Source organism: Pseudomonas sp. NPDC096917 (genome assembly GCF_044762555.1).
Classification (GTDB): domain Bacteria; phylum Pseudomonadota; class Gammaproteobacteria; order Pseudomonadales; family Pseudomonadaceae; genus Aquipseudomonas.
Genome location: NZ_JBIWEO010000002.1, coordinates 149,132 through 173,548, shown reverse-complemented (window position 1 = coordinate 173,548; position 24,417 = coordinate 149,132). Strand labels below are relative to the sequence as shown.

Annotated in this window: 23 protein-coding genes; 12 read left to right on the top strand and 11 right to left on the bottom strand. The window is 58.8% G+C overall.

The annotated features are described in order from the left end of the window. Window positions 1-103 precede the first annotated feature (103 nt). The 3 genes from gbcB (at window position 104) to ACIQYF_RS02950 (ending at window position 1,957) form a co-directional block, all read left to right on the top strand. Window positions 104-1,204, top strand: a complete 1,101-nt coding sequence (gene gbcB, locus ACIQYF_RS02960) for a glycine-betaine demethylase subunit GbcB (protein ID WP_402856649.1) — start codon at window positions 104-106, stop codon at window positions 1,202-1,204. A 223-nt stretch (window positions 1,205-1,427) separates the two neighbouring features. Further along, window positions 1,428-1,658, top strand: a complete 231-nt coding sequence (locus tag ACIQYF_RS02955; RefSeq protein WP_402856646.1) for a hypothetical protein — start codon at window positions 1,428-1,430, stop codon at window positions 1,656-1,658. Beyond that, a complete protein-coding gene (locus tag ACIQYF_RS02950; protein WP_402856643.1) occupies window positions 1,655-1,957 on the top strand; it encodes a cell division protein ZapA in 303 nt (100 codons plus the stop codon). Before ACIQYF_RS02955 ends, ACIQYF_RS02950 begins: the two co-directional genes overlap by 4 nt. A 112-nt stretch (window positions 1,958-2,069) precedes the next feature. Here ACIQYF_RS02950 and ACIQYF_RS02945 read toward each other — a convergent pair whose 3' ends face one another. Then, entirely contained in the window at window positions 2,070-3,110 is a 1,041-nt protein-coding gene (locus ACIQYF_RS02945; RefSeq protein ID WP_402856640.1) for a threonine aldolase family protein, read from the bottom strand. A 362-nt stretch (window positions 3,111-3,472) separates the two neighbouring features. Between ACIQYF_RS02945 and glyA the strand changes: the two genes are divergently transcribed. From glyA to fdhA, 7 genes are all read left to right on the top strand, one after another. Continuing rightward, a complete protein-coding gene (gene glyA / locus ACIQYF_RS02940; RefSeq protein WP_402856637.1) occupies window positions 3,473-4,726 on the top strand; it encodes a serine hydroxymethyltransferase in 1,254 nt (417 codons plus the stop codon). 22 nt (window positions 4,727-4,748) lie between these two features. Continuing rightward, window positions 4,749-5,999 carry a sarcosine oxidase subunit beta gene (locus tag ACIQYF_RS02935; protein ID WP_122784113.1) on the top strand — a complete coding sequence of 417 codons (1,251 nt, stop codon included), beginning with the start codon at window positions 4,749-4,751 and terminating at the stop codon, window positions 5,997-5,999. A gap of 14 nt (window positions 6,000-6,013) precedes the next feature. After that, window positions 6,014-6,346 carry a sarcosine oxidase subunit delta gene (locus ACIQYF_RS02930; protein WP_402856632.1) on the top strand — a complete coding sequence of 111 codons (333 nt, stop codon included), beginning with the start codon at window positions 6,014-6,016 and terminating at the stop codon, window positions 6,344-6,346. Then, window positions 6,343-9,360 carry a sarcosine oxidase subunit alpha gene (locus tag ACIQYF_RS02925; protein WP_402856629.1) on the top strand — a complete coding sequence of 1,006 codons (3,018 nt, stop codon included), beginning with the start codon at window positions 6,343-6,345 and terminating at the stop codon, window positions 9,358-9,360. Before ACIQYF_RS02930 ends, ACIQYF_RS02925 begins: the two co-directional genes overlap by 4 nt. 12 nt (window positions 9,361-9,372) lie before the next feature. After that, window positions 9,373-10,005, top strand: coding sequence for a sarcosine oxidase subunit gamma (locus ACIQYF_RS02920; protein ID WP_402856626.1), 633 nt, complete (start codon window positions 9,373-9,375; stop codon window positions 10,003-10,005). Between the two features lie 65 nt (window positions 10,006-10,070). After that, window positions 10,071-10,928, top strand: coding sequence for a formyltetrahydrofolate deformylase (gene purU / locus ACIQYF_RS02915; protein ID WP_402856623.1), 858 nt, complete (start codon window positions 10,071-10,073; stop codon window positions 10,926-10,928). A gap of 396 nt (window positions 10,929-11,324) precedes the next feature. Next, window positions 11,325-12,521: a formaldehyde dehydrogenase, glutathione-independent gene (fdhA, locus tag ACIQYF_RS02910; RefSeq protein ID WP_402856620.1), complete on the top strand. Its 1,197-nt coding sequence runs from the start codon at window positions 11,325-11,327 to the stop codon at window positions 12,519-12,521. A 74-nt stretch (window positions 12,522-12,595) separates the two neighbouring features. Here the strand turns inward: fdhA and ACIQYF_RS02905 are convergent, their stop codons facing one another. The 3 genes from ACIQYF_RS02905 to ACIQYF_RS02895 form a co-directional block, all read right to left on the bottom strand. Next, entirely contained in the window at window positions 12,596-13,618 is a 1,023-nt protein-coding gene (locus ACIQYF_RS02905) for an RHS repeat-associated core domain-containing protein (RefSeq protein WP_402856617.1), read from the bottom strand. Window positions 13,619-13,833: 215 nt separating this feature from the next. Continuing rightward, window positions 13,834-14,508, bottom strand: a complete 675-nt coding sequence (locus ACIQYF_RS02900; protein WP_402856614.1) for an anti-sigma factor domain-containing protein — start codon at window positions 14,506-14,508, stop codon at window positions 13,834-13,836. Next, complete coding sequence (locus ACIQYF_RS02895; protein WP_402856611.1) at window positions 14,505-15,137, bottom strand: RNA polymerase sigma factor; 633 nt, start codon at window positions 15,135-15,137, stop codon at window positions 14,505-14,507. The genes ACIQYF_RS02900 and ACIQYF_RS02895 overlap by 4 nt, the downstream gene beginning before the upstream one ends. Window positions 15,138-15,406: 269 nt before the next feature. On the opposite strand from ACIQYF_RS02895, the gene ACIQYF_RS02890 reads away from it, so the two are divergent. Continuing rightward, entirely contained in the window at window positions 15,407-15,979 is a 573-nt protein-coding gene (locus ACIQYF_RS02890) for a DUF2780 domain-containing protein (RefSeq protein WP_402856608.1), read from the top strand. A 3-nt stretch (window positions 15,980-15,982) separates the two neighbouring features. Here ACIQYF_RS02890 and ACIQYF_RS02885 read toward each other — a convergent pair whose 3' ends face one another. Continuing rightward, complete coding sequence (locus ACIQYF_RS02885; protein ID WP_402856605.1) at window positions 15,983-16,870, bottom strand: acyltransferase; 888 nt, start codon at window positions 16,868-16,870, stop codon at window positions 15,983-15,985. Between the two features lie 261 nt (window positions 16,871-17,131). Between ACIQYF_RS02885 and ACIQYF_RS02880 the strand changes: the two genes are divergently transcribed. After that, complete coding sequence (locus tag ACIQYF_RS02880; RefSeq protein ID WP_402856602.1) at window positions 17,132-17,632, top strand: ATP-dependent zinc protease; 501 nt, start codon at window positions 17,132-17,134, stop codon at window positions 17,630-17,632. 16 nt (window positions 17,633-17,648) lie between these two features. On the opposite strand, the gene ACIQYF_RS02875 is transcribed toward ACIQYF_RS02880, so the two are convergent. From ACIQYF_RS02875 to ACIQYF_RS02850, 6 genes are all read right to left on the bottom strand, one after another. Next, window positions 17,649-18,614, bottom strand: coding sequence for an RHS repeat-associated core domain-containing protein (locus ACIQYF_RS02875; protein WP_402856599.1), 966 nt, complete (start codon window positions 18,612-18,614; stop codon window positions 17,649-17,651). 185 nt (window positions 18,615-18,799) lie between these two features. Further along, window positions 18,800-18,976, bottom strand: a complete 177-nt coding sequence (locus tag ACIQYF_RS02870) for a hypothetical protein (protein WP_402856596.1) — start codon at window positions 18,974-18,976, stop codon at window positions 18,800-18,802. Then, a complete protein-coding gene (locus ACIQYF_RS02865) occupies window positions 18,973-20,085 on the bottom strand; it encodes a PepSY-associated TM helix domain-containing protein (RefSeq protein ID WP_402856593.1) in 1,113 nt (370 codons plus the stop codon). Before ACIQYF_RS02865 ends, ACIQYF_RS02870 begins: the two co-directional genes overlap by 4 nt. 116 nt (window positions 20,086-20,201) lie before the next feature. Further along, a complete protein-coding gene (locus ACIQYF_RS02860; RefSeq protein ID WP_402856590.1) occupies window positions 20,202-22,628 on the bottom strand; it encodes a TonB-dependent siderophore receptor in 2,427 nt (808 codons plus the stop codon). Window positions 22,629-22,725: 97 nt separating this feature from the next. Next, on the bottom strand, window positions 22,726-23,694 hold the full coding sequence (locus tag ACIQYF_RS02855; RefSeq protein ID WP_402856587.1) for a FecR family protein: 969 nt from the start codon (window positions 23,692-23,694) through the stop codon (window positions 22,726-22,728). Next, window positions 23,691-24,209: an RNA polymerase sigma factor gene (locus ACIQYF_RS02850; RefSeq protein WP_402856585.1), complete on the bottom strand. Its 519-nt coding sequence runs from the start codon at window positions 24,207-24,209 to the stop codon at window positions 23,691-23,693. Before ACIQYF_RS02850 ends, ACIQYF_RS02855 begins: the two co-directional genes overlap by 4 nt. Window positions 24,210-24,417: the final 208 nt, after the last annotated feature.

The window sequence follows — 24,417 nt, the reverse complement described above, 5'->3', positions numbered from 1 at the left end:
CTGGTCGCGATAAGTATGTGAATGTCGTGAATAGATAAATGGCCGCCTCGGGGCATGCGCAGAATCGCCATCAAGAGGCCGGCTGTCGGCCGTGGAGAAGCCTATGTCCAACAGCTTTCTGAATCCGGTTACCACCCAGACCTGGGCCAATGGTCGACACATCGTGCGTTGCGTCAAAGTGATTCAGGAAACCTGGGATGTACGCACCTTCTGCTTTATGGCCGATCAGCCGATCTTGTTCTTTTTCAAGCCGGGGCAGTTCGTGACCCTGGAGCTGGAAATCGACGGCGACCCGGTGATGCGTTCGTACACCATCTCCAGTTCGCCGTCGGTGCCGTACAGCTTTTCGGTGACCATCAAGCGCGTGCCGGGCGGGCGGGTGTCCAACTGGCTGCACGACACCCTGCAAGAAGGCCAGGAGCTGGCCGTGCACGGGCCGGTCGGGTTGTTTAATGCCATCGACGCGCCGAGCCCAAAAGTGCTGTACCTCAGCGGCGGCGTCGGCATTACCCCGGTGATGTCGATGGCGCGCTGGTTTTACGACACCAACGCCAACGTCGACATGGTGTTTATCCACAGCGCCCGTTCCCCCAAAGACATCATTTATCACCGCGAGCTCGAACACATGGCCTCGCGCATCGACAACTTCAGCCTGCACCTGATCTGCGAGAAACATGGCTTGGGCGAACCGTGGGCGGGTTATCGCGGCTACTTGAACCACAAAATGCTTGAACTCATGGCGCCCGACTTTATGGAGCGCGAGGTGTTTTGCTGCGGGCCTACGCCGTACATGAATGCTGTGAAGCGCTTGTTGGAAACCAACGGTTTTGACATGAGCCGCTACCATGAAGAGTCGTTCGGCGCGACACCGCCTGAAGCGCGGGCCGACGCGGTGGAGCAAGCCGAGCAAGCCGCCGAGGCCCCGGAGCTGGACGTGGCGGACTTGAACCAGGTCGAATTCACCGCTTCAGGCAAAAGCATCCGCGTGGGCCCGGCCGAAACGGTGCACGCGGCAGCGGCCAAACTGGGGCTGTTGATTCCCAAAGCGTGCGGGATGGGCATTTGCGGCACCTGCAAGGTGCTCAAATTGGGGGGCGAGGTGGAGATGGAGCACAACGGCGGCATCACCGACGAAGACGTGGCAGAAGGCTATATTCTGTCGTGCTGTAGCGTGCCGAAGGGCGATGTGAGAATAGAGTTCTAGAGGCTGTACGCCCGGCGTGGGAGCTGTCGAGGTACGCAGGCTGCGATCTTTCAGGATCAAAAGATCGCAGCCTTTGGCAGCTCCCACGAGGTTTGCAAGCAGGTTGCGGGAACAAAGGTTCTAAACCGCAGTCTTTAGGGCTCGCAAAGGCAGGTTGCCGCTAGCTTAGCCGGTGACTTTTCTTTATCGTACGCGCCCTCTGAAACTGCTTGAGAACACCACCATGATTGAGTCATCCCTTAGCAAACTGGAACAACTGGTCAGCGACCTGGTTCAGCAAAAGCAAGAGCTGCTGGACGCCAACACTCAGCTCACCGCTGAACTGGCCCAAGCCAAAGACGAAAACGAAAGCCTGCAACTGTCCCTGATGGAAGCCGAAGAGAAGCAGGGTGATACTGCTGCGCGCATTCAAGCCCTGGTTGAGCGCGCGAGCGTGAGCCCTGTCAACGCATGAGCGTGGACAGAGACGGTGTAAGCGTCGTCTCGATCCTGGGTAACGACTACACGATCAAGGCGCCGGAAGGGGAGCGACAGACGCTGATGGCCGCCACGGTCATGTTGAAAGCTGCTCTGGCCGAAACGAAAAGGAAGTACCCGAGCTTGATCGGGGACAAATTGCTGGTATTGGCCGCGTTGAATCTGTGTTCACAGCAGATTGAATTGCAACTGAGCCACAAACAGGAACTCGACCGTTATCAAGAGCAAGTCAGCGCCACGGTCGATGTGATTGAGCGAACCCTCGGGCAAGTCTGAACAATCACACAACTCTGTAGTCGCTGCCTAAGGCTGCGAGAAGGACCGCAGGGCCTTCAAAAAACGGGTTGCGGTGCAACCCTTCGCAGCCCGCGGCAGCGACTACAAGTATTCAACCCATCATCACTTCTCGAATATCTGCCGCTAATTCCCGCACTCGCGCTTCTTCGGTGTCCCACGAGCACATGAAGCGTGCGCCGCCTTTGCCGATAAAGGTGTAGAAACGCCAGCCCTTGGCGGTCAGTGCAGCCACTGCGGGTTCCGACAGTTGCAGAAACACACCGTTGGCCTCGACCGGAAACATCAGCTCAACGCCTGGAATGTCACTCACCAATTGGCTCAGCAACTGTGCGCAATGGTTGGCGTGGCGCGAGTGTTTGAGCCACGCGTCGTTTTCCAAAAGGCCCACCCACGGCGCTGACAAAAAGCGCATTTTCGACGCCAGTTGCCCCGCCTGTTTGCAGCGGTAGTCAAAGTCCACCGCCAACTCGTGGTTGAAGAACAGAATCGCTTCGCCCACCGCCATGCCGTTTTTAGTCCCGCCAAAGCACAGCACATCCACCCCGGCTTTCCAGCTCAGTTCGGCAGGCGAGCAGTCCAGAAACGCACAAGCATTGGAGAAGCGTGCGCCATCCATGTGCAGCAGCAAACCCAGCTCTTTGCAGGTGGCGCTGATGGCGCGGATTTCTTCCGGGCGGTACACGCTGCCCACTTCGGTGGCCTGGGTGATGGTGACCACACGTGGTTTTGGGTAGTGGATGTCTTTGCGCTTGGTTGCGATCTCGCGGATCGAGTCAGGGGTAATCTTGCCGTTTTCGGTGCCTGCCAGCAGCAGCTTGGAGCCGTTGGAAAAGAACTCCGGAGCGCCGCATTCGTCGGTTTCGACGTGGGCGGTTTCCGAGCAGATAACGCTGTGGAAGCTTTGGCACAGCGACGACAGGGCCAGCGAGTTGGCGGCCGTGCCGTTGAAGGCGAAGAACACTTCACAGTCGGTTTCGAACAGTTTGCGAAAGTCGTTGGCGGCGCGCAGGGTCCACTCGTCATCGCCGTAGGCACGTTGGTGGCCGTGGTTGGCTTTTTCCATGGCCGACCAGACTTCGGGGCAGATACCGGAGTAGTTGTCGCTGGCGAATTGTTGGCTCTTATCAGTCATTTCCCGGTTCCGTGGTCGAAGGGTGTGGTGCACTTTATCCAAGAACGCGGCGGGTGCACAGATACCGGTTTAGACACAGAAATTGCCTACAACTGCGATCGCCGCAAAACACCCCGACACCTGTAGCCGCTGCCGTGGGCTGCGATGGGCTGCGCAGCGGCCCCGATTTTAAAAGCCAAGCCCCTTCGAGCCTTATTGCAGCCTGCGCCAGCGGCTGCAGGGATTTGCTTTTGCTCCATGTCGTAAACGCACCATTGCGTGGCGTGCGCAGGCATTTGATCTGCCTGCGCCAGCTCTACCATCTGGCTCAAAGGGCATAAGCCTCACCGAGACGAATGGCGCGCTGGCGCTGGGAGTACGCAATGTTCAGCAAACAGGATCAGATTCAGGGTTACGACGATGCCTTGTTGGCGGCGATCAACGCCGAAGATCAGCGTCAGGAAGATCACATTGAGCTGATCGCCTCCGAAAACTACACCAGCCAGCGTGTGATGGAGGCCCAGGGCAGCGGCCTGACCAACAAGTACGCTGAAGGCTATCCCGGCAAACGCTACTACGGCGGCTGCGAGCATGTGGATAAGGTGGAGCAACTGGCCATCGACCGCGCCAAGCAACTGTTCGGTGCCGATTACGCCAACGTGCAGCCGCACTCGGGCAGCCAGGCCAACGCGGCCGTGTACCTGGCGCTGCTCAATGCCGGCGACACGGTGTTGGGCATGAGCCTGGCCCACGGCGGGCATTTGACCCACGGCGCCAGCGTCAGCTTCTCGGGCAAGTTGTACAACGCCGTGCAGTACGGTATCGACACCGCCACCGGGCTGATCGACTACGACGAAGTGGAGCGTTTGGCGGTTGAGCATCAGCCAAAAATGATCATTGCCGGGTTCTCTGCTTACTCTAAAACTCTGGATTTCCCACGCTTTCGTCAGATCGCAGACAAGGTCGGTGCCTACCTGTTTGTTGACATGGCCCACGTGGCCGGTCTGGTCGCGGCGGGCTTGTACCCCAACCCGCTGCCGTACGCTGACGTCGTGACCACCACCACCCACAAAACCCTGCGCGGGCCGCGTGGCGGGCTGATCCTGGCCAAGGCCAACGAAGCGCTGGAGAAGAAATTCAACTCCGCTGTGTTCCCCGGTGGTCAGGGCGGGCCGTTGATGCACGTGATCGCCGCCAAGGCCGTGTGTTTTAAAGAAGCGCTGGAGCCGAGTTTCAAAGCGTATCAACAACAGGTTATCGACAACGCTCAGGCCATGGCCGAGGTGTTTGTCAAACGCGGCTACGACGTGGTTTCGGGCGGCACCGATAACCACCTGTTCTTGGTCAGCCTGATTCGTCAGGGCCTGACCGGCAAAGACGCTGACGCGGCCTTGGGCCGTGCGCACATCACTGTCAACAAAAATGCCGTGCCGAACGACCCGCAATCGCCTTTCGTGACCTCGGGCCTGCGCATCGGCACCCCGGCGGTGACCACGCGCGGTTTTAAAGTGGCGCAGTGCACGGAGTTGGCAGGCTGGATCTGCGACATCCTCGATCACCTCGGTGACGCCGACATTGAGGCCGACGTGGCCCGTCAGGTGACGTCGCTGTGCAAAGACTTCCCGGTTTATCGCTGAGCGCGTTTTTGGAGTCATTCCTATGCAACGGTATTCAGGCTTCGGCCTTTTCAAACACTCCCTCAGCCACCACGAAAACTGGCAGAAAATGTGGCGCACGCCGACCCCGAAAAAGGTCTATGACGTGATCATCGTCGGCGGCGGCGGGCACGGGCTGGCCACCGCGTATTACTTGGCCAAGGAGCACGGCATCACCAACGTGGCCGTGGTCGAAAAAGGCTGGCTGGGCGGCGGTAACACGGCGCGCAACACCACCATCGTGCGCTCCAACTATTTGTGGGACGAGTCGGCCCACTTGTACGAACACGCCATGAAATTGTGGGAAGGCTTGTCTCAAGACCTGAACTACAACGTGATGTTCTCGCAGCGCGGTGTGTACAACTTGTGTCACACCCTGCAAGACATGCGTGACTCGGAGCGCCGGGTCAGCGCCAACCGCCTGAATGGTGTCGACGGTGAGCTGCTGAACGGCAAACAAGTGGCGGACGAAATTCCGTACCTGGACTGCTCAAAAAATACCCGCTACCCGATCATCGGCGCGACCGTGCAACGACGCGGCGGCGTAGCCCGGCATGACGCCGTGGCCTGGGGCTTTGCCCGTGCGGCCGACGCGCTGGGCGTTGACTTGATTCAGCAGACCGAAGTGCTGGGTTTTCGCAAGGAAAACGGCGTGTGCATCGGCGTTGAAACCAGCAAAGGCTTTATCGGCGCCAAGCGCGTCGGCGTGGTCACGGCCGGTAACTCCGGGCACATGGCGCGTCAGGCCGGCTTCCGTCTGCCGATCGAATCGCACCCGCTGCAAGCGCTGGTCTCGGAGCCGATCAAGCCGATTATCGACAGCGTGATCATGTCCAACGCCGTACACGGTTACATCAGCCAGTCCGACAAGGGCGACCTGGTGATCGGCGCGGGTATCGACGGCTGGGTCGGCTACGGTCAGCGCGGCTCGTACCCGGTGATCGAGCACACCATTCAAGCGATTGTGGAGATGTTTCCGGTGTTGTCCCGCGTGCGCATGAACCGTCAATGGGGCGGCATCGTCGACACCACGCCGGATGCGTGCCCGATCATCTCCAAAACCCCGGTGCCGAATTTGTTCTTCAACTGCGGCTGGGGCACGGGCGGCTTCAAGGCTACGCCGGGCTCGGGCAACGTGTTTGCGGCCAGTTTGGCCAAAGGCGAAATGCACCCGCTGGCGGCACCGTTTTCCATCGACCGGTTTTACAACGGTGCCCTTATTGACGAACACGGCGCTGCCGCGGTCGCCCACTAACAGAGGAAATACTCATGCTGCATATCTTCTGTCCCCACTGTGGCGAGCTTCGTTGCGAAGAAGAATTTCACGCCAGTGGCCAGGCGCACATTCCGCGCCCGCTCGACCCCAACGCCTGCACGGACAAGGAGTGGGGCGATTACATGTTCTTTCGCGATAACCCGCGTGGCCTGCACCACGAGTTGTGGAACCACGTAGCCGGTTGTCGCCAGTTCTTCAACGCCACGCGCAACACCGTGACGTACGAGATTCTAGAAACCTACCTGGTCGGCACTAAGCCGCAGTTCACCGAACAGGCGGCGTGCGCAGCGCCAACCGCTATCCGTGAGCAGGGAGAAAAGGTATGAGCCAGACCCATCGCTTGCCGAATGGCGGCCGCATTGATCGCAACAAAGTGCTGACCTTTACCTTCAACGGCCAACAGTACAAAGGCTACGAAGGCGACAGCCTGGCCGCCGCCCTGCTGGCCAATGGCGTGGACATCATCGGACGCAGTTTCAAATATTCCCGACCTCGGGGCATCTATGCCGCGGGCGCTGAAGAGCCGAACGCGGTGCTGCAAATCGGCGCTACCGAAGCCACGCAAATTCCTAACGTGCGCGCCACGCAGCAGGCGCTGTACCAAGGCTTGGTCGCCACCAGCACCAACGGCTGGCCCAACGTAAACACCGACATGATGGGCATTTTGGGCAAAGTCGGCGGCAAGCTGATGCCGCCGGGTTTTTACTACAAAACCTTTATGTACCCGAAATCATTCTGGATGACCTACGAGAAGTACATCCGCAAAGCCGCAGGCTTGGGCCGTTCGCCGACGCAGAACGACCCCGACACCTACGACAACATGAACCATCACTGCGACGTGCTGATCGTCGGCGCAGGCCCGGCCGGTCTGGCTGCTGCATTGGCTGCCGCACGCAGCGGTGCACGGGTGATCGTGGCCGATGAACAGGAAGAGTTTGGCGGCAGCCTGCTCGACAGTCGCGAAAGTCTGGACGGCAAGCCCGCCATGGAATGGGTGGCCAAAACCATCGCCGAACTCAAGGGCTTGCCCGATGTGCTGCTGCTGCCTCGGGCGACCGTCAACGGCTATCACGACCACAATTTTCTGACCATCCACGAGCGCCTCACCGACCACCTGGGTGACCGTGCACCGATGGGTCAGGTACGCCAGCGCCTGCACCGGGTACGGGCCAAGCGCGTGGTGCTGGCCACCGGCGCGTGCGAGCGACCACTGGTGTATGGCAACAACGACGTGCCGGGCAACATGCTGGCGGGTGCGGTGTCGACCTATGTGCGCCGCTACGGCGTGGCGCCGGGTAAAAAACTGTTGCTGAGCACCAACAACGATCACGCATATCGCGTGGCACTGGACTGGGTGGATGCGGGCCAGAACGTGGTCGCCATTGCCGATGCCCGCAGCAACCCGCGAGGCGCCCTGGTAGAAGAAGCACGGGCCAAGGGCATTCGGATTTTGACCGCCAGCGCGGTGATTGAAGCCCGTGGCAACAAGCGCGTGACGGGTGCCCGTGTGGCGGCGATCGACCTTAAAACCCACAGCGTCACCAGCCCTGGCGAATGGTTGGACTGTGATCTGGTGGCCACCTCGGGTGGTTACAGCCCGGTGGTGCATTTGGCCTCGCACTTGGGCGGCAAGCCGATCTGGCGCGAAGACATCCTGGGGTTTGTGCCCGGTGAAGCGCCGCAAAAACGTGTGTGCGTCGGCGGCATCAATGGCGTTTATGGCTTGGGCGACAGCCTGGCCGATGGCTTTGAAGGTGGCGTGCGCGCTGCCAGCGAGGCCGGCTTTAAAGCGGTCGAAGGTGTGCTGCCAACAGCCTTGAACCACCATCAGGAGCCCACCGTGGCGTTGTTCCATGTGCCCCATGAAAAGGGCACGGCGCGGGCTCCGAAACAATTTGTCGACCTGCAAAACGACGTCACTGCGGCGGCTATTGAACTGGCCACCCGCGAAGGTTTTGAGTCGGTCGAACATGTAAAACGCTACACCGCGCTGGGCTTCGGCACCGACCAGGGCAAGCTGGGTAACGTCAACGGGCTGGCGATTGCCGCACGTTCGCTGAACGTGACCATCCCGCAGATGGGCACCACCATGTTCCGCCCCAACTACACGCCGGTGACCTTTGGCGCGGTGGCGGGTCGGCATTGCGGGCATATTTTCGAGCCGGTGCGTTACACCGCGCTGCAAGCCTGGCACGTCAAGCAAGGCGCCGAGTTTGAAGACGTCGGCCAATGGAAACGCCCGTGGTACTTCCCGCGTAACGGCGAAGATATGCACACAGCGGTCAAGCGCGAATGCAAGGCGGTGCGTGACAGCGTCGGCATTCTGGATGCCTCCACCCTCGGCAAAATCGACATTCAAGGCCCCGATGCGCGTGAGTTCTTGAACCGCATCTACACCAATGCCTGGACCAAGCTGGACGTGGGCAAGGCGCGTTACGGGCTGATGTGCAAAGAAGACGGCATGGTCTTCGACGATGGTGTGACCGCCTGTTTGGCCGACAACCATTTCGTCATGACCACCACCACCGGCGGTGCGGCGCGCGTGTTGCAGTGGCTGGAAATCTATCAGCAGACCGAATGGCCAGAGCTGAAGGTGTACTTCACCTCCGTTACCGACCACTACGCGACGCTGACCTTGAGTGGGCCTAACAGCCGCAAGCTGTTGAGCGAAGTGACCGACATTGATCTGGACCGCGAGGCGTTCCCGTTCATGACCTGGAAAGAAGGCCTGGTCGCTGGCGTACCGGCGCGGGTGTTCCGCATCTCGTTTACCGGCGAGCTGTCGTACGAAGTCAACATCCAGGCTGACTATGCGATGGGCGTGCTGGAAAAAATCGTCGAGGCGGGCAAGCAGTTCAACCTGACGCCCTACGGCACCGAGACCATGCACGTGCTGCGGGCCGAGAAGGGTTTCATCATCGTCGGCCAAGACACTGACGGCTCCATGACCCCGGACGACCTGAACATGGGCTGGTGCGTAGGCCGTACCAAAGCGTTTTCGTGGATCGGCTGGCGCGGCATGAACCGCGAAGACTGTGTGCGTGACCAGCGTAAACAGCTGGTGGGCCTCAAGCCGGTCGATCCGACCCAGTGGCTGCCGGAGGGCGCGCAACTGGTGTTCGACCCCAAGCAGCCCATCCCCATGACCATGGTCGGCCACGTGACATCCAGCTACGCCCATAACTCATTGGGTTATTCGTTTGCGATGGGCGTGGTCAAGGGTGGCTTGAAGCGCATTGGCGAGCGGGTGTTCTCACCCCAGGCGGATGGCAGCGTGATCGAAGCTGAAATCGTGCCTTCGGTGTTCTTCGACCCGAAAGGCGATCGGCAAAATATTTGATTGGGTGATCTCATGACAACCGCAAACGTCTACCAACAACGCCCGGACTCGGGCGCCAAAGCCGAGTCCTCGCTGCACCACACCAACTTGGCCAGCCTGACCGGCAAGGGCCGTAAAAATCCCGGCGTCACCGTGCGCGAGAAAAAACTGCTGGGCCACCTGACCCTGCGCGGCGACGCCAAAGACCCGGCCTTTGCCGCAGGCGTCCACAAAGCCCTGGGCCTGGAGTTGCCGGTGGCCTTGAGCCTGGTGGCCAAGGGCGACACTTCGTTGCAGTGGATGGGGCCGGATGAGTGGCTGCTGATCGTGCCAGGCGGTCAGGAGTACGCTGTGGAACAAGCCCTGCGCGCCGCGTTAGTGGGGCTGCATATTGCGGTGGTCAACGTCAGTGGCGGGCAACAACTGCTGGAGTTGAGCGGGCCGAACGTGCGCAACGTGTTGATGAAGTCCACCAGCTACGATGTGCACCCCGACAACTTCCCGGTGGGCAAGGCGATAGGGACAGTGTTTGCCAAATCCCAACTGGTGATTCGCCACACGGCTGAAGACACGTGGGAGCTGCTGATTCGTCGTAGTTTTTCGGACTACTGGTGGCTGTGGCTGCAAGATGCGGCGGCGGAATATGGGTTGAATGTCGAGGCATAATGCCAATCCTGTGCAGGCGCGAGCTTGCTCGCTCCTACAGGGGGTCTATAACAAGGAACTTCACCATGAGCCGCGCTCCTGACACCTGGATCCTCACTGCCGACTGCCCAAGCCTGCTCGGCACGGTCGACGCCGTGACCCGTTATCTGTTCGAACACCGTTGTTACGTCACCGAGCACCATTCCTTCGACGATCAGCGTTCGGGACGTTTTTTTATTCGCGTCGAATTCCGTCAGCCCGAAGGCTTTGACGAGAGCGCTTTTCGCGCAGGTCTGGTCGAACGCGGCCAGGCATTCGGCATGGCCTTCGAACTGATTGCGCCGCACTACCGGCCCAAAGTGCTGATCATGGTGTCCAAGGCCGACCATTGCCTCAACGACTTGCTGTATCGTCAGCGCATCGGTCAATTGTCGATGGACGTGGTGGCCGTGGTCTCCAACCACCCTGACCTTGAGCCGCTGGCTCAATGGCACGGCATTCCTTATCACCACTTCGCCCTCAACCCGGCCAATAAACCTGCGCAAGAAGCCCAGGTGTGGCAAGTGATCGAAGACACCGGCGCCGAGCTGGTGATTCTTGCGCGCTACATGCAAGTGCTGTCGCCCGAGCTGTGTCGCAAACTCGATGGCAAGGCGATCAACATTCACCATTCGTTGCTGCCCGGTTTCAAAGGCGCCAAGCCGTATCACCAAGCCTACGAGAAGGGCGTGAAACTGGTGGGCGCCACCGCGCACTACATCAACAACGACCTCGACGAAGGCCCGATCATCGCTCAGGGTGTGGAAGTGGTCGACCACAGCCACTACCCCGAAGACCTGATCGCCAAAGGCCGCGACATCGAAGCCCAGACCCTGGCGCGGGGTGTGGGCTATCACATTGAGCGGCGGGTTTTTTTGAATGGTGGCAGGACAGTGGTGTTGTAGTCGCTACAGTGGTGCCTGCCGATGCGCCGATCAGTCGGTGCCTCTGATCACGTTTCGTTTATTGGCGGCAATCGCCTTCGATTTCGCTGGTTATACGCTGGGCGCAGTAAAAGCGTCGTAGGGTATGGACGTCAGTCAGACGGTCCAGCGGGTCGTAACGGTAGTGGATCATTGATCAGGCCCTCTCTGTGCTCAGTATCGAAGCGATCACACGGTATGCCTAGCTAGCAGAACAGCCCCTAGGTAGCGGCTCTGCGGACGACGCATTTGCCTATGCCGAGGTCGTACAGGGGGCGATGACCCCAGCGCCACGTTCTAAGCTGCAAGCTGCACGTAAAAGCAGATCGGCTTGTCGCTTGCCGCTGCTTCTCTCTAACAATAAGAAGGGTGAATACGATGGCTGACAATCGCGGTGTGGTGTACCTGGGCAATGGCCAGGTTGAAGTGCAAAGCATTCCTTTTCCCAAGATGCAAAACCCACAAGGCAAGCCGATCCACCACGGGGTGATTCTGCGGGTGGTGTCGACCAATATTTGTGGCTCTGACCAACACATGGTGCGTGGCCGCACCACCGCGCAAACCGGGCTGGTGCTGGGCCATGAGATCACCGGCGAGGTGATCGAAGCCGGGCGTGACGTTGAGCATTTGAAAGTCGGCGACCTGGTGTCGGTGCCGTTTAACGTGGCGTGCGGGCGTTGCCGCAGTTGCAAAGAGCAAAACACCGGGGTGTGCCTGACCGTCAACCCGGCCCGTCCCGGCGGTGCGTATGGCTATGTGGACATGGGCGATTGGGTCGGCGGCCAGGCTGAATATGTATTGGTGCCCTATGCCGATTTCAACCTGCTCAAACTGCCAGACCGCGACGCGGCGATGGAGAAGATTCGCGACCTGACCTGCCTCTCCGACATTCTGCCCACGGGCTACCACGGCGCTGTGACCGCAGGTGTGGGGCCGGGCAGCACGGTGTACATCGCAGGCGCTGGCCCGGTGGGCCTGGCTGCAGCCGCTTCGGCGCGTTTATTGGGCGCAGCAGTGGTGATTGTGGGTGACGTGAACCCGATTCGTTTGGCCCACGCCAAGGCGCAGGGTTTTGAAATTGCCGACCTGTCCAAAGACACCCCGCTGCACGAACAAATTGCTGATCTGCTGGGCGAGCCAGAGGTGGATTGCGCGGTCGATGCCGTGGGTTTTGAAGCCCGTGGTCACGGGCATGACGGGGTCAAACACGAAGCGCCGGCCACCGTGCTCAACTCATTGATGGGCGTGGTCCGGGTAGCGGGCAAAATCGGTATTCCGGGCCTATACGTCACCGAAGATCCGGGCGCTGTGGATGCGGCGGCAAAAATGGGCAGCCTGAGCATTCGCTTTGGTTTGGGCTGGGCCAAGTCTCACTCCTTCCACACCGGACAAACCCCGGTCATGAAATACAACCGCCAGTTGATGCAGGCGATCATGTGGGACCGGATCAAAATTGCCGACATTGTCGGCGTTGAGGTGATCAGCCTGGATGACGCGCCACGCGGGTATGGCGAGTTCGATGCGGGTGTGCCGAAGAAGTTTGTGATTGATCCGCATAAGTTGTTTAGTGCGTAGTGATTGACAAGCGGTAGCTGGAATTTCAGCTACCGCTTATTATTTTCGATGCCTAGCGTTATTACGGGTGATACTTAAAACAATATCGCAGTTGACGTCTGTCTTACTAGTGCGTTCACTTTCTGTATATTTAACTCTCTTTGAAGTGCGTCGCTGTAACGAGGGAGTCCAGTCAAAATGTTGTAGTCGGGTACCTCGTTCAAGCGCGTGCTGATGACATGCTGGCGATCGAGTAAGTTATCCCTAAATATTAGTTGGTCCATCACCATATCGTGAAGCTCAGGGTCTTTGAACCTATTGTGTGTGACTTGGCCAAATGCAAGGCTGTCGCTCTCTATTACTTCATTTGATTTTTTAAGAATGGCTTGGTTATTTTTGTATTCAGTGCGTAACAGTTTCGTCCTTCGTCTGCTCAGGGGTTTGACCGGCTCGTCGGACATGGACGGAGGTGTTGTTCTCGTCATTTGCCGCTCATAAATTTTAATTTGTGGAGGGGTGGGAGTTCTTGCCTTGCTCACGGTTGGGCGTAAGCGCTTGGGTACTCTTCCCATAAACATGTTTTTGAACGCTTTAATTAAATTTGGAAAGTGGCCTGATGGGTCGTTTAAGTTGGAGGGGTTATTATCACAATACGCATACGCGTTAATCCCCCCCTCCCCAAACGGGCTCCAACTGTCCGGGTTGTTAAAGCGCATCAATACCGGGTTAAACGCTCGATAGCCCTGGCCCAATAAATAATGCCCGGTCACGGGGTCTGGCCGTTCGCCGTTAAAGCCCACCACGTTGAGTAAAGCGTCGAGTGGATGAAAGCCAAATGGCGAGTAAGCCTGCGCTTGCTGTTCTCCCGGTGCACTTATCCCATTGAGCACAGACGTTTGTTGATCGGTCGCGAACAAGGTGGTACCGGGTGCCGTGCCGTGTTGTTGCAATGCCAGCGGTTGAGAGTCGGTCTCAAAAAAACGGGTTTTACGTTCACCTTCTATTTCAGTGGCGATGCGGGTGTTGTTGTAAAAACGCTGCAGACTGTTGGCGGCGCACAGGCGATTCAATGGATCGTATTGGTAGGTGTTAGCCAATACTTTATGCACCTTGCTCATGCTGAACTCCGGGAATAACGCGTGGACGAACACACAGCATCTGCCTCGACTCATGGGCTGTATAGCTAGCAGATCTGATAGGTACAGGTGTACGCCTGTCGCCGCTCAGGAGGGTAGTGAGGTTGCGATCAGGGATGCCGTTCTCGCCAATCCGGGCCACCGGGCTCGATGGCCTCGCGCTCTTTTGATCGTTAAAAGACCGCGAGGCACCTCACTTATAACGCGGCCAAAGGCCCTTGATACAACACTGGCCCGGTCGGCAGTCCGGTCGGTGAGCCGCCTTCGGGTTCCAGGCTCACGGCCAACACCACGTTGCTGGCCAGCAGTTGTTGCTGGCTGGCGCTCAGGTCGATCCTGCCTTCGCCTGCCGCAGGCAGCAGGCCCAGTGACACGGGGTTGCCGCCCACCGGGATCGCCCACAATTGCAGGCTGCGCCCACTGTCCACCGCGGCCAGTTGCAGCGGCTTCACGTTCAGGTAGTCGGCATGCGCTTCAATGCGCAGGGTGGGTTGTGCGGTGCCGCTGAGCAAGGTGGCGTTGTAGGTGATGCTGTCGCGGGGCGTGAGCACGCCCACGGCCACGGCGATCACCACCGCACACGCGGCAGCCGTGACGCGCAGCCAGTTCCAGAATGGCGGCTTGGCCGGCACGTGGAGTTTTTGCGGCTCAATGCGCGCTACGATGCCTCGCCACACATGCTCGGGGACGGGGTCTTGGCCAAGCGTATCGGTCAGCCGCACGAGGGTGGTTTGCCAGGCGGCGAGTTCTTCGCGCAGGCCAGCATCGTCTAGCAGCAGTCGTTCAAAACGTTTGCGGGCACCAGACGGCATTAAACCGATGGCGTAATCGCCGGCGAGTGCCCGGCGCAGGCTAGGGGTTTGGTAGTTCATGATTCAAGACACCTGCGCAGACGTTCCATGCCCCGGCGAATCCAGGACTTCACCGAGCCCAGCGGCTCGGCCAACTGCTCAGCTAATTCGCGGGCGCTGTGGCCATGAAAATAAGCCCTAGTAAGGGTTTGGCGCTGCTTGCCCTCCAGTTGTTCAAGGCACTGGTTGAGTGCCTTGGCCTGGCGGGCCGTGTCCAGTTGTTCGTCAGCGCCGGGGCTCTGGTCGGTCAGGGCGTCTTGCTGTAAATCGCTTAACGGCAGCTCGCGCTGCTTGCGCAGTTGGTCGATGGCTTGATGACGGGTGATGGTGATCATCCAGGTCAGCGGTGCGGACAAGCGGGGTTCGTAGCGCGCGGCGTTGTGCCAGATACGCACGAAACTTTCTTGTACGACTTCTTCGGCCAAGTCCCGGCGACCCATGCAGTGCAGGGCCACGCTGTGCAGACGGGGAGCGACGCTGCGATACAACGTTTCAAAAGCTCGGCGATTACCCAAGGAACACTGGGCCAACAGCTTTTTGAGGTACTCAGCGTCGGAGATCAAAATAACCGTTCTCCCATATATCAGAGGGATAGCACAGTGCCATTTGCCTCGAGAGGTTAGTTCAAGATTCGGGGATATTCCATTCATGACGAGGTTAATCCACTCATTCTCATGGCTTTTTCCTGACCGGGCAGTTGGTTAATAGCCCGCCCAGTGAACGGTCCGTCAAGTCTGTGCTTCTTTGATATACGCAGGGAGTTGCACAGCGGATGCAGCGCAGATCAACTTTTTTCCATTAAGCTTACGCACCCTTTGATCCGCCTCGGGCTGTTGGGAACATCTGCCGAGGACCTGGGTCTTATTAACAGTTTCGCTGCTCCGTTGCGGGCGGCTTTTTGGTTTAAGAGGTTGATGCAATGAAAACGTTGAACGCGGTAGCACTGGCAGCATTGATGAGCGTGGCAGCGAGCCCGGTATTTGCAGGCTTTGACTTAGGCGCGGCAACGCAAATACTTAATCAGGTACAAGGCGGCAACAGCGCCAGCTCTGACAAGACCATGCAGGCAGTCGATTTGCTGACTAAAGCCAAGGCCTTGGGGGTTACGCCGGAGCAAGCCGCAGGTGGCGCGGGTGCAATGCTGAGCCTGGCTAAAAACCAACTGACCTCTAACGACTACAGCGCCCTGACCCAGCAAGTGCCGGGTATCAGCAAAGTGACGGGGGCCGGGGCATTGACTCAACTGAGCCAATTGAGCGCCAAGAACCCGCAGCTTCAAGCCCTCCTGGGCCCGATCAATCCGGTCAGCCCGGACGCCAAAGTAGCGGTCAGCAATGTGACCAACACCTCGCAACTGGACGCCGCGTTCGAAGCCTTGGGCATGAAGGGCAGCATGGTTCAGCAGTTTGCCCCGCTGATTACTCAGTACCTGGGTCAACAGGGCGTTGCCAGTCCGCTGTTGACTACCCTGGGCAGCCTCTGGGGCATTTAAGAATTAGCCGCGCTCTGCCCGCAATGTGCTGATGCGCTGGTCTTTATTGATCCAGAGCTGGTTGATCCAGCTCTGGACCTGCTCGCGAAACACCGGGTCGTTTTCGTAATCGCCCTGCCACAACGCCGGGTCCAGCTCGCGGGTCTGAATATCGACAATCACCTTGGGCACTTGCCCGCTGATCAACGCCCAAAAGCCCGGAATGTTGGCCTGTGGATACACCACGGTCACGTCGAGCACCGCGTCCAGCTGTTCACCCATCGCCGCCAGCACAAAGGCCACGCCACCCGCCTTGGGTTTGAGCAGGTAGGTGTAGGGCGATTGCTGTTGCGCACGTTTGGCCGGGGTAAAGCGCGTGCCTTCCAGGTAGTTGACCACGGTGACCGGCTGGCGCTTGAACAGCTCGCAGGCGGCTCGGGTGATGTTGAGGTCCTGGCCTTTGAGTTCGGGGTGTTTGGCCAAAAATGCCTTGGAGTAGCGCTTCATGAACGGGTAGTCGAGTGCCCACCAGGCCAGGCCCAAAAAGGGCACCCAGATCAGTTCTTTCTTGAGGAAGAATTTGAAGAACGGCGTGCGCCGGTTCAGGCCCTGCATGAGCGCGGGAATATCAACCCACGATTGATGATTGCTGATCACCAGGTACGAGGTGTGGCGGTTGAGGTTTTCGGCGCCGCGAATGTCCCATTGCGTGGGCAGGCAGAGGGCGAAGATGCGTTTGTCGATTTCGGACCAGGTCTCGGCGATCCACATCACGGCCCACGAGTTGTAATCGCGCAGGCGCCCTGGCGAGATCAGTTTGAGCAGCGCAAACAGCATCAACGGGCCGAACAGAATGAGGGTGTTGCACAGCAACAGGAGGAGGACCAAACAGCCGGTGAGCAGGCGGCGCATAAGCAACTCTTGAACGTTTAAGGACCGGCCATGATAAGCAGCACACCGCCGAACGCCAAATCGAAGTGCTAACAAATGTTTCACCAGGCCACCGCTATAGTGCCCTGTGGCAGCGGGCGTGCTCGCGATAGCATCAGCACGGTGCAGCAGGCGTACCGGGTGCCTGAATCGCGAGCAGGCTCCCACCCACAATCGCCCTAGCGGCATGAACCAACGACAAATAGAGGGTCTAACCCTCAATCTTTTAAGGAAATGACCTCTATGAAGTCTGTTCTTGCTCTGCTGTCTCTGTTGGCGCTGCCGGTGATGGCCGCCGAACCGACCTTGTACGGGCGGTATGAGTACATCAAGCTGCCGGAAATCGGCGAAACGCTCAAAGCCAAAATGGACACCGGTGCCTTGACCGCCTCGCTGTCGGCCAAAAACATCCAGACCTTCACCCGCGATGGTGAAGAGTGGGTCCGTTTTCAGCTGGCCACTCCCGACGCGGGCAGTAAGGTGTATGAACACAAAGTGTCGCGCATCAGCAAAATCAAAAACCGCGCCGATGAAGATGAAGACAAAGACGGCACTGACGTGGCCAAACGCCCGGTGGTCGATTTGGAGATGTGCCTGGGTGACGTTAAACGCACCGTAGAGGTCAACCTCACCGATCGCAGCAGCTTTAACTACCCGTTGTTGATCGGCGCCAAAGCGCTCCGTGAGTTTGGTGCGGCTGTGAACCCTGCGCGCCGGTACACAGCGGACAAGCCGGGGTGCTAATTGCACAGGCGAGGGACTAGTTTTTGCGGATGGTGTTATTGGGAACCGCCAAGTCCAGATAGTCGAGTCGATTGAATTTCACGGGGATCTGGCGGGATGCCTGTGTCAGCGTGGCATTAGGTCGGCTTGGGGGCGGCGGAGGCATTCTGGAGGTGAGGCGTTTCTCGCCAAGTCGCTGGGTGAGCCTCTGGTTTTTCTCTAATAATGCCGAGTTTAAGGCGTTCAGCTTGGCAATGTGATCCCCGCTCGCCATTCGATTGGCTTCCCGTTCCATTTCCAGCTTACGCCCTTTATTTAGCGACTTGGCGAGTGCTCTCTCAGTCTCTTCTAACTTCTGCAAGAGTGCTGGGTACAACTCTTCTGAAACATCAGCGTAGTGGTTAACGGGGCTTTGAATTTGTGAGCGAGAGGGTTCCTTTACGCCCAAAAACCGTTTGATTCGCTTGATAAATGCAAACGCATGCCCCGTCGGGTCGACTCGATTCACCGGGTCGCCCTCGCAATACGCATACGTATTAATTCCGCCCTCACCAAACGGGCTCCAACTGTCCGGGCTATTAAAACGCATCAATACCGGATTGAACGCCCGATACCCATTGCCCAATAAGTAATATCCGGTGGTTTTATCGTTACGCTCTCCATTAAAACCCAGTACGCGGTGTTCATCGGTGGGGCTATACCCGGCGACGGTATAGGAGAAGGCTGTGGTGTGTGCGGGCGCGAGCGTAGCCAGAGTGGAACGTTTGTCGTCGTGGGCGATCAGCGTGGTGCCAACATCTAGCTCGGTGTGTATATGTTGGGCCAGTGCGACGTCTTCGGTTTCAAAGATACGGTAAGCCGTATTGCCTTTAATCTCGACGGCTACCCAGTTGTTTTTGTAAAACAACTGGGTATCGGGCCCCTCTGAACCCCCACTTTTTACATGGCGGTCCAGCGGGTCATAGGCGTAGTGGTGCAACAGTAATTTCTTTTTCGAAGCCACGGTGTTAACCCTTTCAATTTCTCCCTGTATGAAGGGTTATTGATAACGGGTTAACACCCAGAGCGGTACTGTCAGAACTGCTAGCTCTTACGACCATTGGTCGGTCATTGTTCGCTGTTGTAGTTAAAGATCAAAAGATCGCGAAGCAAGCTCGCGCCTACGGGGTTTATGTGTGCCTTGCGCTGTCAGCGTTTAAGCAGCCCGCGCACGCTGATCCACGTCGGGATGCCCAGGCCGATCCAGCTCAGCACGTCCCAGGTGCCGTCGCCCAGCAGCGCTGCGAACAAGCCCGCACCGGTGACGAGGGCAATCGCCAGCGGCACGCAGAACACTTTCCTGAAACTCGACTGGCGCGGTTTCATCGCACGCTCTCCTTGGCGGCCTTGCGCCGCACCCACCACAGGTACAGGCCGCTGCCGAGCACGATGAGGGTCAGCACGTCGAGGGCCGCCCAGAGGATTTTCATCGGCATGCCGCCGTAGTCACCAAAGTGCAGCGGCTGCGACATGCCCATGGCGTCCATGTACCAGGGGCGTGAGCCCACGGCGGTGACCTCCAGGGTGCTGGCGTCGATCAAGACCGGTGTCAGCAGGTGCGAGGTGAGGTGGCTGCTGCCTTTCATGAACACGGCGTAGTGGTGTTCGCTGGAGAAGCGCGTGCCGGGGAAGGCGATAAAGTCCGGGCGCATGCCGGGTGCCGCGCTGGCGGCGATGTCCAGCAGGTGGCTGGCGGGAGCGAGCTGGGTCAGGGGCGGCGCCTTGCGGTAGGGTTCGACCATGGCGCTGAGGGTGTCGTTGCGCCAGGCGTCGATGATCAGGTCGGCGCAGGCGCTGATCACCCCAGTGACGCCGACCACCAGCGCCCAGGTGAGTGTGACGACGCCCATCAGGTTGTGCAGGTCGAGCCAGCGCAGGCGCGTGGATTTGTCGGTGCGTACGGTGGCGAATTCATGGCGCCGCATGAAGGGCAGGTACAGCACGGTGCCGGAGATGATCGCCAGCACAAACAAGGTGCCCATAAAGGCCAGCAGCAGTTTGCCGGGCAGACCGGCGAACATGTCTACATGCAGGCGCAGCATGACCATCATGATGCCGCCATTGGCGGAGGGCACTTCTATGGCCTCGCCGGTGCGGGCGTCGAGCATAAAGGTGTGGGATGAGTTGGGTTCGGTGCCTGCGGTGGCCGCCATGATGGCTAAGACCGTGTTGGGTTCGTCTTCTTCCCAGCCGAAGTACTGCATGACCTCGCCGGGCCGGTGAGCTTCGGCGGCGTGCACCAGTTGCTGCAAATCGAGTTGCGGCGTGCCTTCGGGCAGTTCTTTGACATGTGGTGCATCGCCCAGCAGGTGGTCGATTTCATGATGAAAAATCAACGGCAAGCCGGTGAGCGCCAGCATCAACAGGAAGGCGGTGCAAATCAGGCTGGTCCAGGTGTGGATAAAGGACCAGCGGCGAATGGTTTTGCTTTTCATGAGGGTCCTAAATGCAAAATTCCCCTGTGGGGGCGGTGGCTCGCGATCTTTTAAAAGGTCAAAAGATCGCGAGCAAGCTCGCTCCTACAGGGGCGGTGGTATTGCTCAGATGGGGTTTAGAACTCCAATTGAGCCGAGAATTGCACGGCCCGCGGGTCACCCAAGTAGTAGCTATTGAGCCAGTATTCTTTGTTGGTCAGGTTGCTGACGTTCAGACGCAGGGTCAGGTCATTTTCGGCAACCTTCACACGGTAACGCGCCCCGGCATCAAAGGTGGTGAAAGAGGGCAAATGGTAGTCGTTGGCTTCATCGGTATATTGCTTGCCGGTGTAAAACGCGCCACCCGTCAGTGCCAGGCCCGGTACCGGGTTGATGTCGTATTCGGCATACACTTTGGCCAGTTGTTTGGCGACGTTGGTGGGGGCGTTGCCGTCATTGGCTTTGACGCTGCTGTCTTTGATTTTTGGGTCGAGCAAGGTGAAACCCCCGATCACGGTCAGCTCAGGTGTTATCTTGCCGGTGACGCTGAACTCCAGACCGTTGTTCACTTGCTTACCGTCTTCGGCGTAAATCCGCAAGTCGTTGGTGTAGCCATTAGGTTTTTCGATATTGAAAAAAGCCAGGGTCAGCAGGGTTTCGCCGACAGTCGCTTTTGCGCCCACTTCGTATTGCTTGCTCACTTGTGGGGCGAACATTTCGCCGTAGTTGATCGAGGTGCTCGGTGCGGTGCCGCCTGCTTGCAGCCCTTCAATGTAGGTCGCGTACGTGGTCAGCCATGGCAGTGGTTTATAGATCAGCGAGAAGTTGGGCGAGGTTTTGCTTTGGTTGTATCGGGTTTCGGTTTCAGGTGTGCCAAACGCCTTGGCGTAGACGAACTCGTTGGCGTAGGTCTTGATCTGGGTGCGGGTCACGCCGAGGATGCTGGACCACTGATCGTTGAAAGTGATGACGTCGCCGATCAAGAAGTTGTTGGACTCAGACTTGCTCGCAAGACGTTGATCACCATGGCCGATTGAGTAGGCAGGCTTGTCGAACTGCTGGCTGTCACCTATAGGCAATCCACTCCCGCTGACGTCGCCGTATTGTGGGCCTGGGTAGGGAATGTGGTCTTCATACTGACGAATACGCGAGACATTACCCTGATAACCCACGGTCATCTTGTGGCCAATGCTGGCAGTCTGGAACGCCGAATCAAGGAACAGATAGCCCGATGTTTCTTCGTGTTCGATAGGGGCAAACGCGTACAACGGCTGGGTATAAACCCCAGGGCTGTAAACTGTGGGGCCGTTGTAGGTGTTCTCTTCGGTAAACTTCTGTGCCGCTAAAGCGCCGCGCAGAGTGAACGTGTCGTTGAGGAACCATTTGCCGCGTACTCCCGCCTTGTCGGTTTCGTTATCCGAGAACGCCCATTTCTGGCTGTACAGTTTGTCGTTGTCGAGTTGCGAGGCTCGCGGGCGATAGGCCTGATCACCGAAGTACCAATAGCTGGTCAGGCCACGGTTTTCAGTTTTCTTGTGCGACGCATCGAACTGGAGTTGCAGGTCGTCGCTGACGTTCCAGTCCAGTGCAAGGCTGATCATTTCTCGGCGACGTTTTTGCATGTCGATGGCAGTTTCGCCGTCCTGTGTCAGCAGGTTTAAGCGATAGGCAAACTTGCCTTCGTCGTCGAGCTTTCCGCCAAAGTCGCCGTGCAGGTAGTAGTTTTCACCGCCGGCATTGCCCAGGGTCACGCTGCGGTAGGTTTCATAGGTGGGGCGCTTGAGCACATAGTTGGCCAAACCACCCGGTGACGCAGGCCCGTACAGGAAACCCGTCAGGCCAGTGATGATTTCCAGCTGCTCGGTGTCTTCCAGAAAGTTGCCAGCATCGGCGCCTGTGGTGAAGCGCAGGCCATCGTTGGCAATGTTCAGGCTGCCTGCGCTGCTGAAACCACGGATGTTGACCGCGCTCGCATAACCGGCGCTGGTCGGCGAATAGGCCTGGGTGAACGGGTTTCGCTTAAACACGTCATCCAGCGAGGTGGCTTGCATGTTTTTGAGCAGCGCCTGGGAGGTGACGCTCATGGAGTAGGGAGTGTCTTGCAGTTTCATCCCGCCCAAGGCGCCGACGTTACTGACGTTTTCGCTGACGTAACCTGCGTCTTCCGAACCTTCTGCCACGGCTTTGGCATTGATGTTTACATCACCTAAGGTCAAAGCACCCTCGACGATCGGCACCAAGGTGTAGGTTCCGGCGCCAGTTTGCTGCAATTGCAAGCCCGTGCCACGCAACGCTTCGTGCAGCGCCGCGCCGGGTTCGAACGAGCCTTTGACTGCGTTGCTGGTTTTGCCTGCGACCAGCGCCGGATCCATCGCCAGCGTCACACCCGCCTGGCTGGCGATTTGGTTCAGGGTAGCGGCCAACGATCCGGCGGGGAGGTTGTAGCTGCGCGCGCTTGAGCTTTGCTCGGCGGCGATCAGCGAGGTGCTGGCCAGCGGGGCGCTGAGGGCGATGGCGACGGCTAACAGGCTAGGGCGCAAAAACGTGTCTAGGGTGCGGGACATTCGGCGGATTCCTGAATGGAAATGTTTCTCAATGCTTATGTGCCGAACGAGCCTTCAAAAGTGATAGGGCTAATTGAAAATAATTTAGATTTGGCTTTTACGGCTTGGCGCTGACGGTGATCCACCACGGGGTGATTTGCTCAATTTTCACCGGGAGGGTCGGTTGCAGGGCGTCAAGTGCCAACTGCACGTTGTTCAGCGCGAAGCTGCCCGTGATGCGCAGGTCGGCCACGTGTGGGTCGACGCCCAGATGGCCGCGCTGGTAGCGATTCAGTTCGCGCACCATGTCGGCCAGCCGCACGTTGTCGAGTACCAGCATGCCACGGGTCCAGGCATCGGCCCCGGCGTTCACGGCGACCCGTTGCCCCAGGCGGTCGCGGTGCATGAGCACTTGCTGGCCCTCGCTGAAGAGGGTTTCGTCGGCGCTGGCTTCAGGGCGCACCGCAACGCGTGATTGCAGCACGCTGAGGCGGGTGCCGTCGTCTTCGCGCTTGACCATGAAGCGCGTGCCCAAGGCGCGCAGGCTGCCATCACGGGTTTGCACGATAAACGGCCGAGGGTCGCCATGGCCGGTCTGCACCATGATCTCGCCTTCTTGCAGGATGATCCGCCGGGTGCTGGCGTCAAACGCAACGTCCACGGCACTGTGGGTGTTGAGGTTGATCACGGTGCCATCGGCCAGCCGCAGCTCGCGCTGCTCGCCGGTGGCGGTGCGTTGCTCGGCCAACCAGTAATCAATCGGCAAATAATTTATGCCCGCAAACAAGGTCAGTCCGCAGACCAGCACGATGCTTGCTAATCCGCTGCCGAGCTTGCGTACCCGTTGGTGCAAGCCGTTGCGGGCGTTCAGCAGGGCATTGCGGGCCGGGAGGCTGGCGGTACTGAAGCGGTGGTCAAGCATGCCCAGCTGTTGCCAGGCGCGTGCGTGCTCTTCGTTAGCCTCGTACCACCGAGTGAATTCGGCTTGTTCGTCCAGGCTGCCATTGCCGCAGTCCAGGCACAGTTGCCAGGCGATGGCGGCGTCGAGTACACGGGCGGACACCGGTTTGGAGCTGATCGCGCTCATGTCGGCTCGCCATACAGCGCGATGTAGCACTGGCGAATGCCTTGAGCCAGGTACTGACGCACACGGGGCACGGACACGCCCAGGCGTTCGGCGATTTCGGCGTGGGACAGGCCATCGAGGCGGCTATACAGGAAGGCTGCGCGCGATTTGCTCGACAGTTTGCCCAGCAGACCGTCAATGGCTTTCAGGTCTTCGAGAATCAGGTGCTGTTCTTCGGGCGAGGGGTGTTCGGCTTCGGGGATCAGCATCAATTCGTTGAGGTACGCCTGCTCTAGCGCGGCGCGGCGAAAGTAGTCAAACAACAGGCCTTTGGCGATGGCCGCGAGAAAGGCGCGGGGTTCGCGCGGGGTGCTCAGTTCAGGGCGGCCCAGCAGGCGCACGAAGGTGTCTTGACTCAAGTCTTCGGCCCGTTGCGGGCAGGCCACGTTGCGCCGTAACCACGCCAGCAGCCAACCGCGATGGTCGCGGTAAAGCGATCCAACCAGTTCACTGTTAGGGGTTTGGACTGACGACAAGAGCAGCACCGAAGGCAAGTTTTAACTAACGATAATTATTCGCGATTGTGTCAGAGCGAATGGCCCTGCGCAATTGACGCTCATCGGATGGCAAGCGGTTCGGGACGTGTAGTCGCTGACGAGGTACGAGGCTGCGATGTGGGCCGCAGGACCCCCGCCCAGCCCATCGCAGCCTGATTCTTCGGCAGCGACTACACGGTTTTGCACA

Bases quoted from the DNA above. Each gene is read 5' to 3' on its own strand.
- gbcB (WP_402856649.1), top strand. From the start codon at position 104: ATGTCCAACAGCTTTCTGAATCCGGTTACCACCCAGACCTGGGCCAAT.
- ACIQYF_RS02955 (WP_402856646.1), top strand. From the start codon at position 1,428: ATGATTGAGTCATCCCTTAGCAAACTGGAACAACTGGTCAGCGACCTG.
- ACIQYF_RS02950 (WP_402856643.1), top strand. From the start codon at position 1,655: ATGAGCGTGGACAGAGACGGTGTAAGCGTCGTCTCGATCCTGGGTAAC.
- ACIQYF_RS02945 (WP_402856640.1), bottom strand. From the start codon at position 3,110: ATGACTGATAAGAGCCAACAATTCGCCAGCGACAACTACTCCGGTATC.
- glyA (WP_402856637.1), top strand. From the start codon at position 3,473: ATGTTCAGCAAACAGGATCAGATTCAGGGTTACGACGATGCCTTGTTG.
- ACIQYF_RS02935 (WP_122784113.1), top strand. From the start codon at position 4,749: ATGCAACGGTATTCAGGCTTCGGCCTTTTCAAACACTCCCTCAGCCAC.
- ACIQYF_RS02930 (WP_402856632.1), top strand. From the start codon at position 6,014: ATGCTGCATATCTTCTGTCCCCACTGTGGCGAGCTTCGTTGCGAAGAA.
- ACIQYF_RS02925 (WP_402856629.1), top strand. From the start codon at position 6,343: ATGAGCCAGACCCATCGCTTGCCGAATGGCGGCCGCATTGATCGCAAC.
- ACIQYF_RS02920 (WP_402856626.1), top strand. From the start codon at position 9,373: ATGACAACCGCAAACGTCTACCAACAACGCCCGGACTCGGGCGCCAAA.
- purU (WP_402856623.1), top strand. From the start codon at position 10,071: ATGAGCCGCGCTCCTGACACCTGGATCCTCACTGCCGACTGCCCAAGC.
- fdhA (WP_402856620.1), top strand. From the start codon at position 11,325: ATGGCTGACAATCGCGGTGTGGTGTACCTGGGCAATGGCCAGGTTGAA.
- ACIQYF_RS02905 (WP_402856617.1), bottom strand. From the start codon at position 13,618: ATGAGCAAGGTGCATAAAGTATTGGCTAACACCTACCAATACGATCCA.
- ACIQYF_RS02900 (WP_402856614.1), bottom strand. From the start codon at position 14,508: ATGAACTACCAAACCCCTAGCCTGCGCCGGGCACTCGCCGGCGATTAC.
- ACIQYF_RS02895 (WP_402856611.1), bottom strand. From the start codon at position 15,137: ATGAATGGAATATCCCCGAATCTTGAACTAACCTCTCGAGGCAAATGG.
- ACIQYF_RS02890 (WP_402856608.1), top strand. From the start codon at position 15,407: ATGAAAACGTTGAACGCGGTAGCACTGGCAGCATTGATGAGCGTGGCA.
- ACIQYF_RS02885 (WP_402856605.1), bottom strand. From the start codon at position 16,870: ATGCGCCGCCTGCTCACCGGCTGTTTGGTCCTCCTCCTGTTGCTGTGC.
- ACIQYF_RS02880 (WP_402856602.1), top strand. From the start codon at position 17,132: ATGAAGTCTGTTCTTGCTCTGCTGTCTCTGTTGGCGCTGCCGGTGATG.
- ACIQYF_RS02870 (WP_402856596.1), bottom strand. From the start codon at position 18,976: ATGAAACCGCGCCAGTCGAGTTTCAGGAAAGTGTTCTGCGTGCCGCTG.
- ACIQYF_RS02865 (WP_402856593.1), bottom strand. From the start codon at position 20,085: ATGAAAAGCAAAACCATTCGCCGCTGGTCCTTTATCCACACCTGGACC.
- ACIQYF_RS02860 (WP_402856590.1), bottom strand. From the start codon at position 22,628: ATGTCCCGCACCCTAGACACGTTTTTGCGCCCTAGCCTGTTAGCCGTC.
- ACIQYF_RS02855 (WP_402856587.1), bottom strand. From the start codon at position 23,694: ATGAGCGCGATCAGCTCCAAACCGGTGTCCGCCCGTGTACTCGACGCC.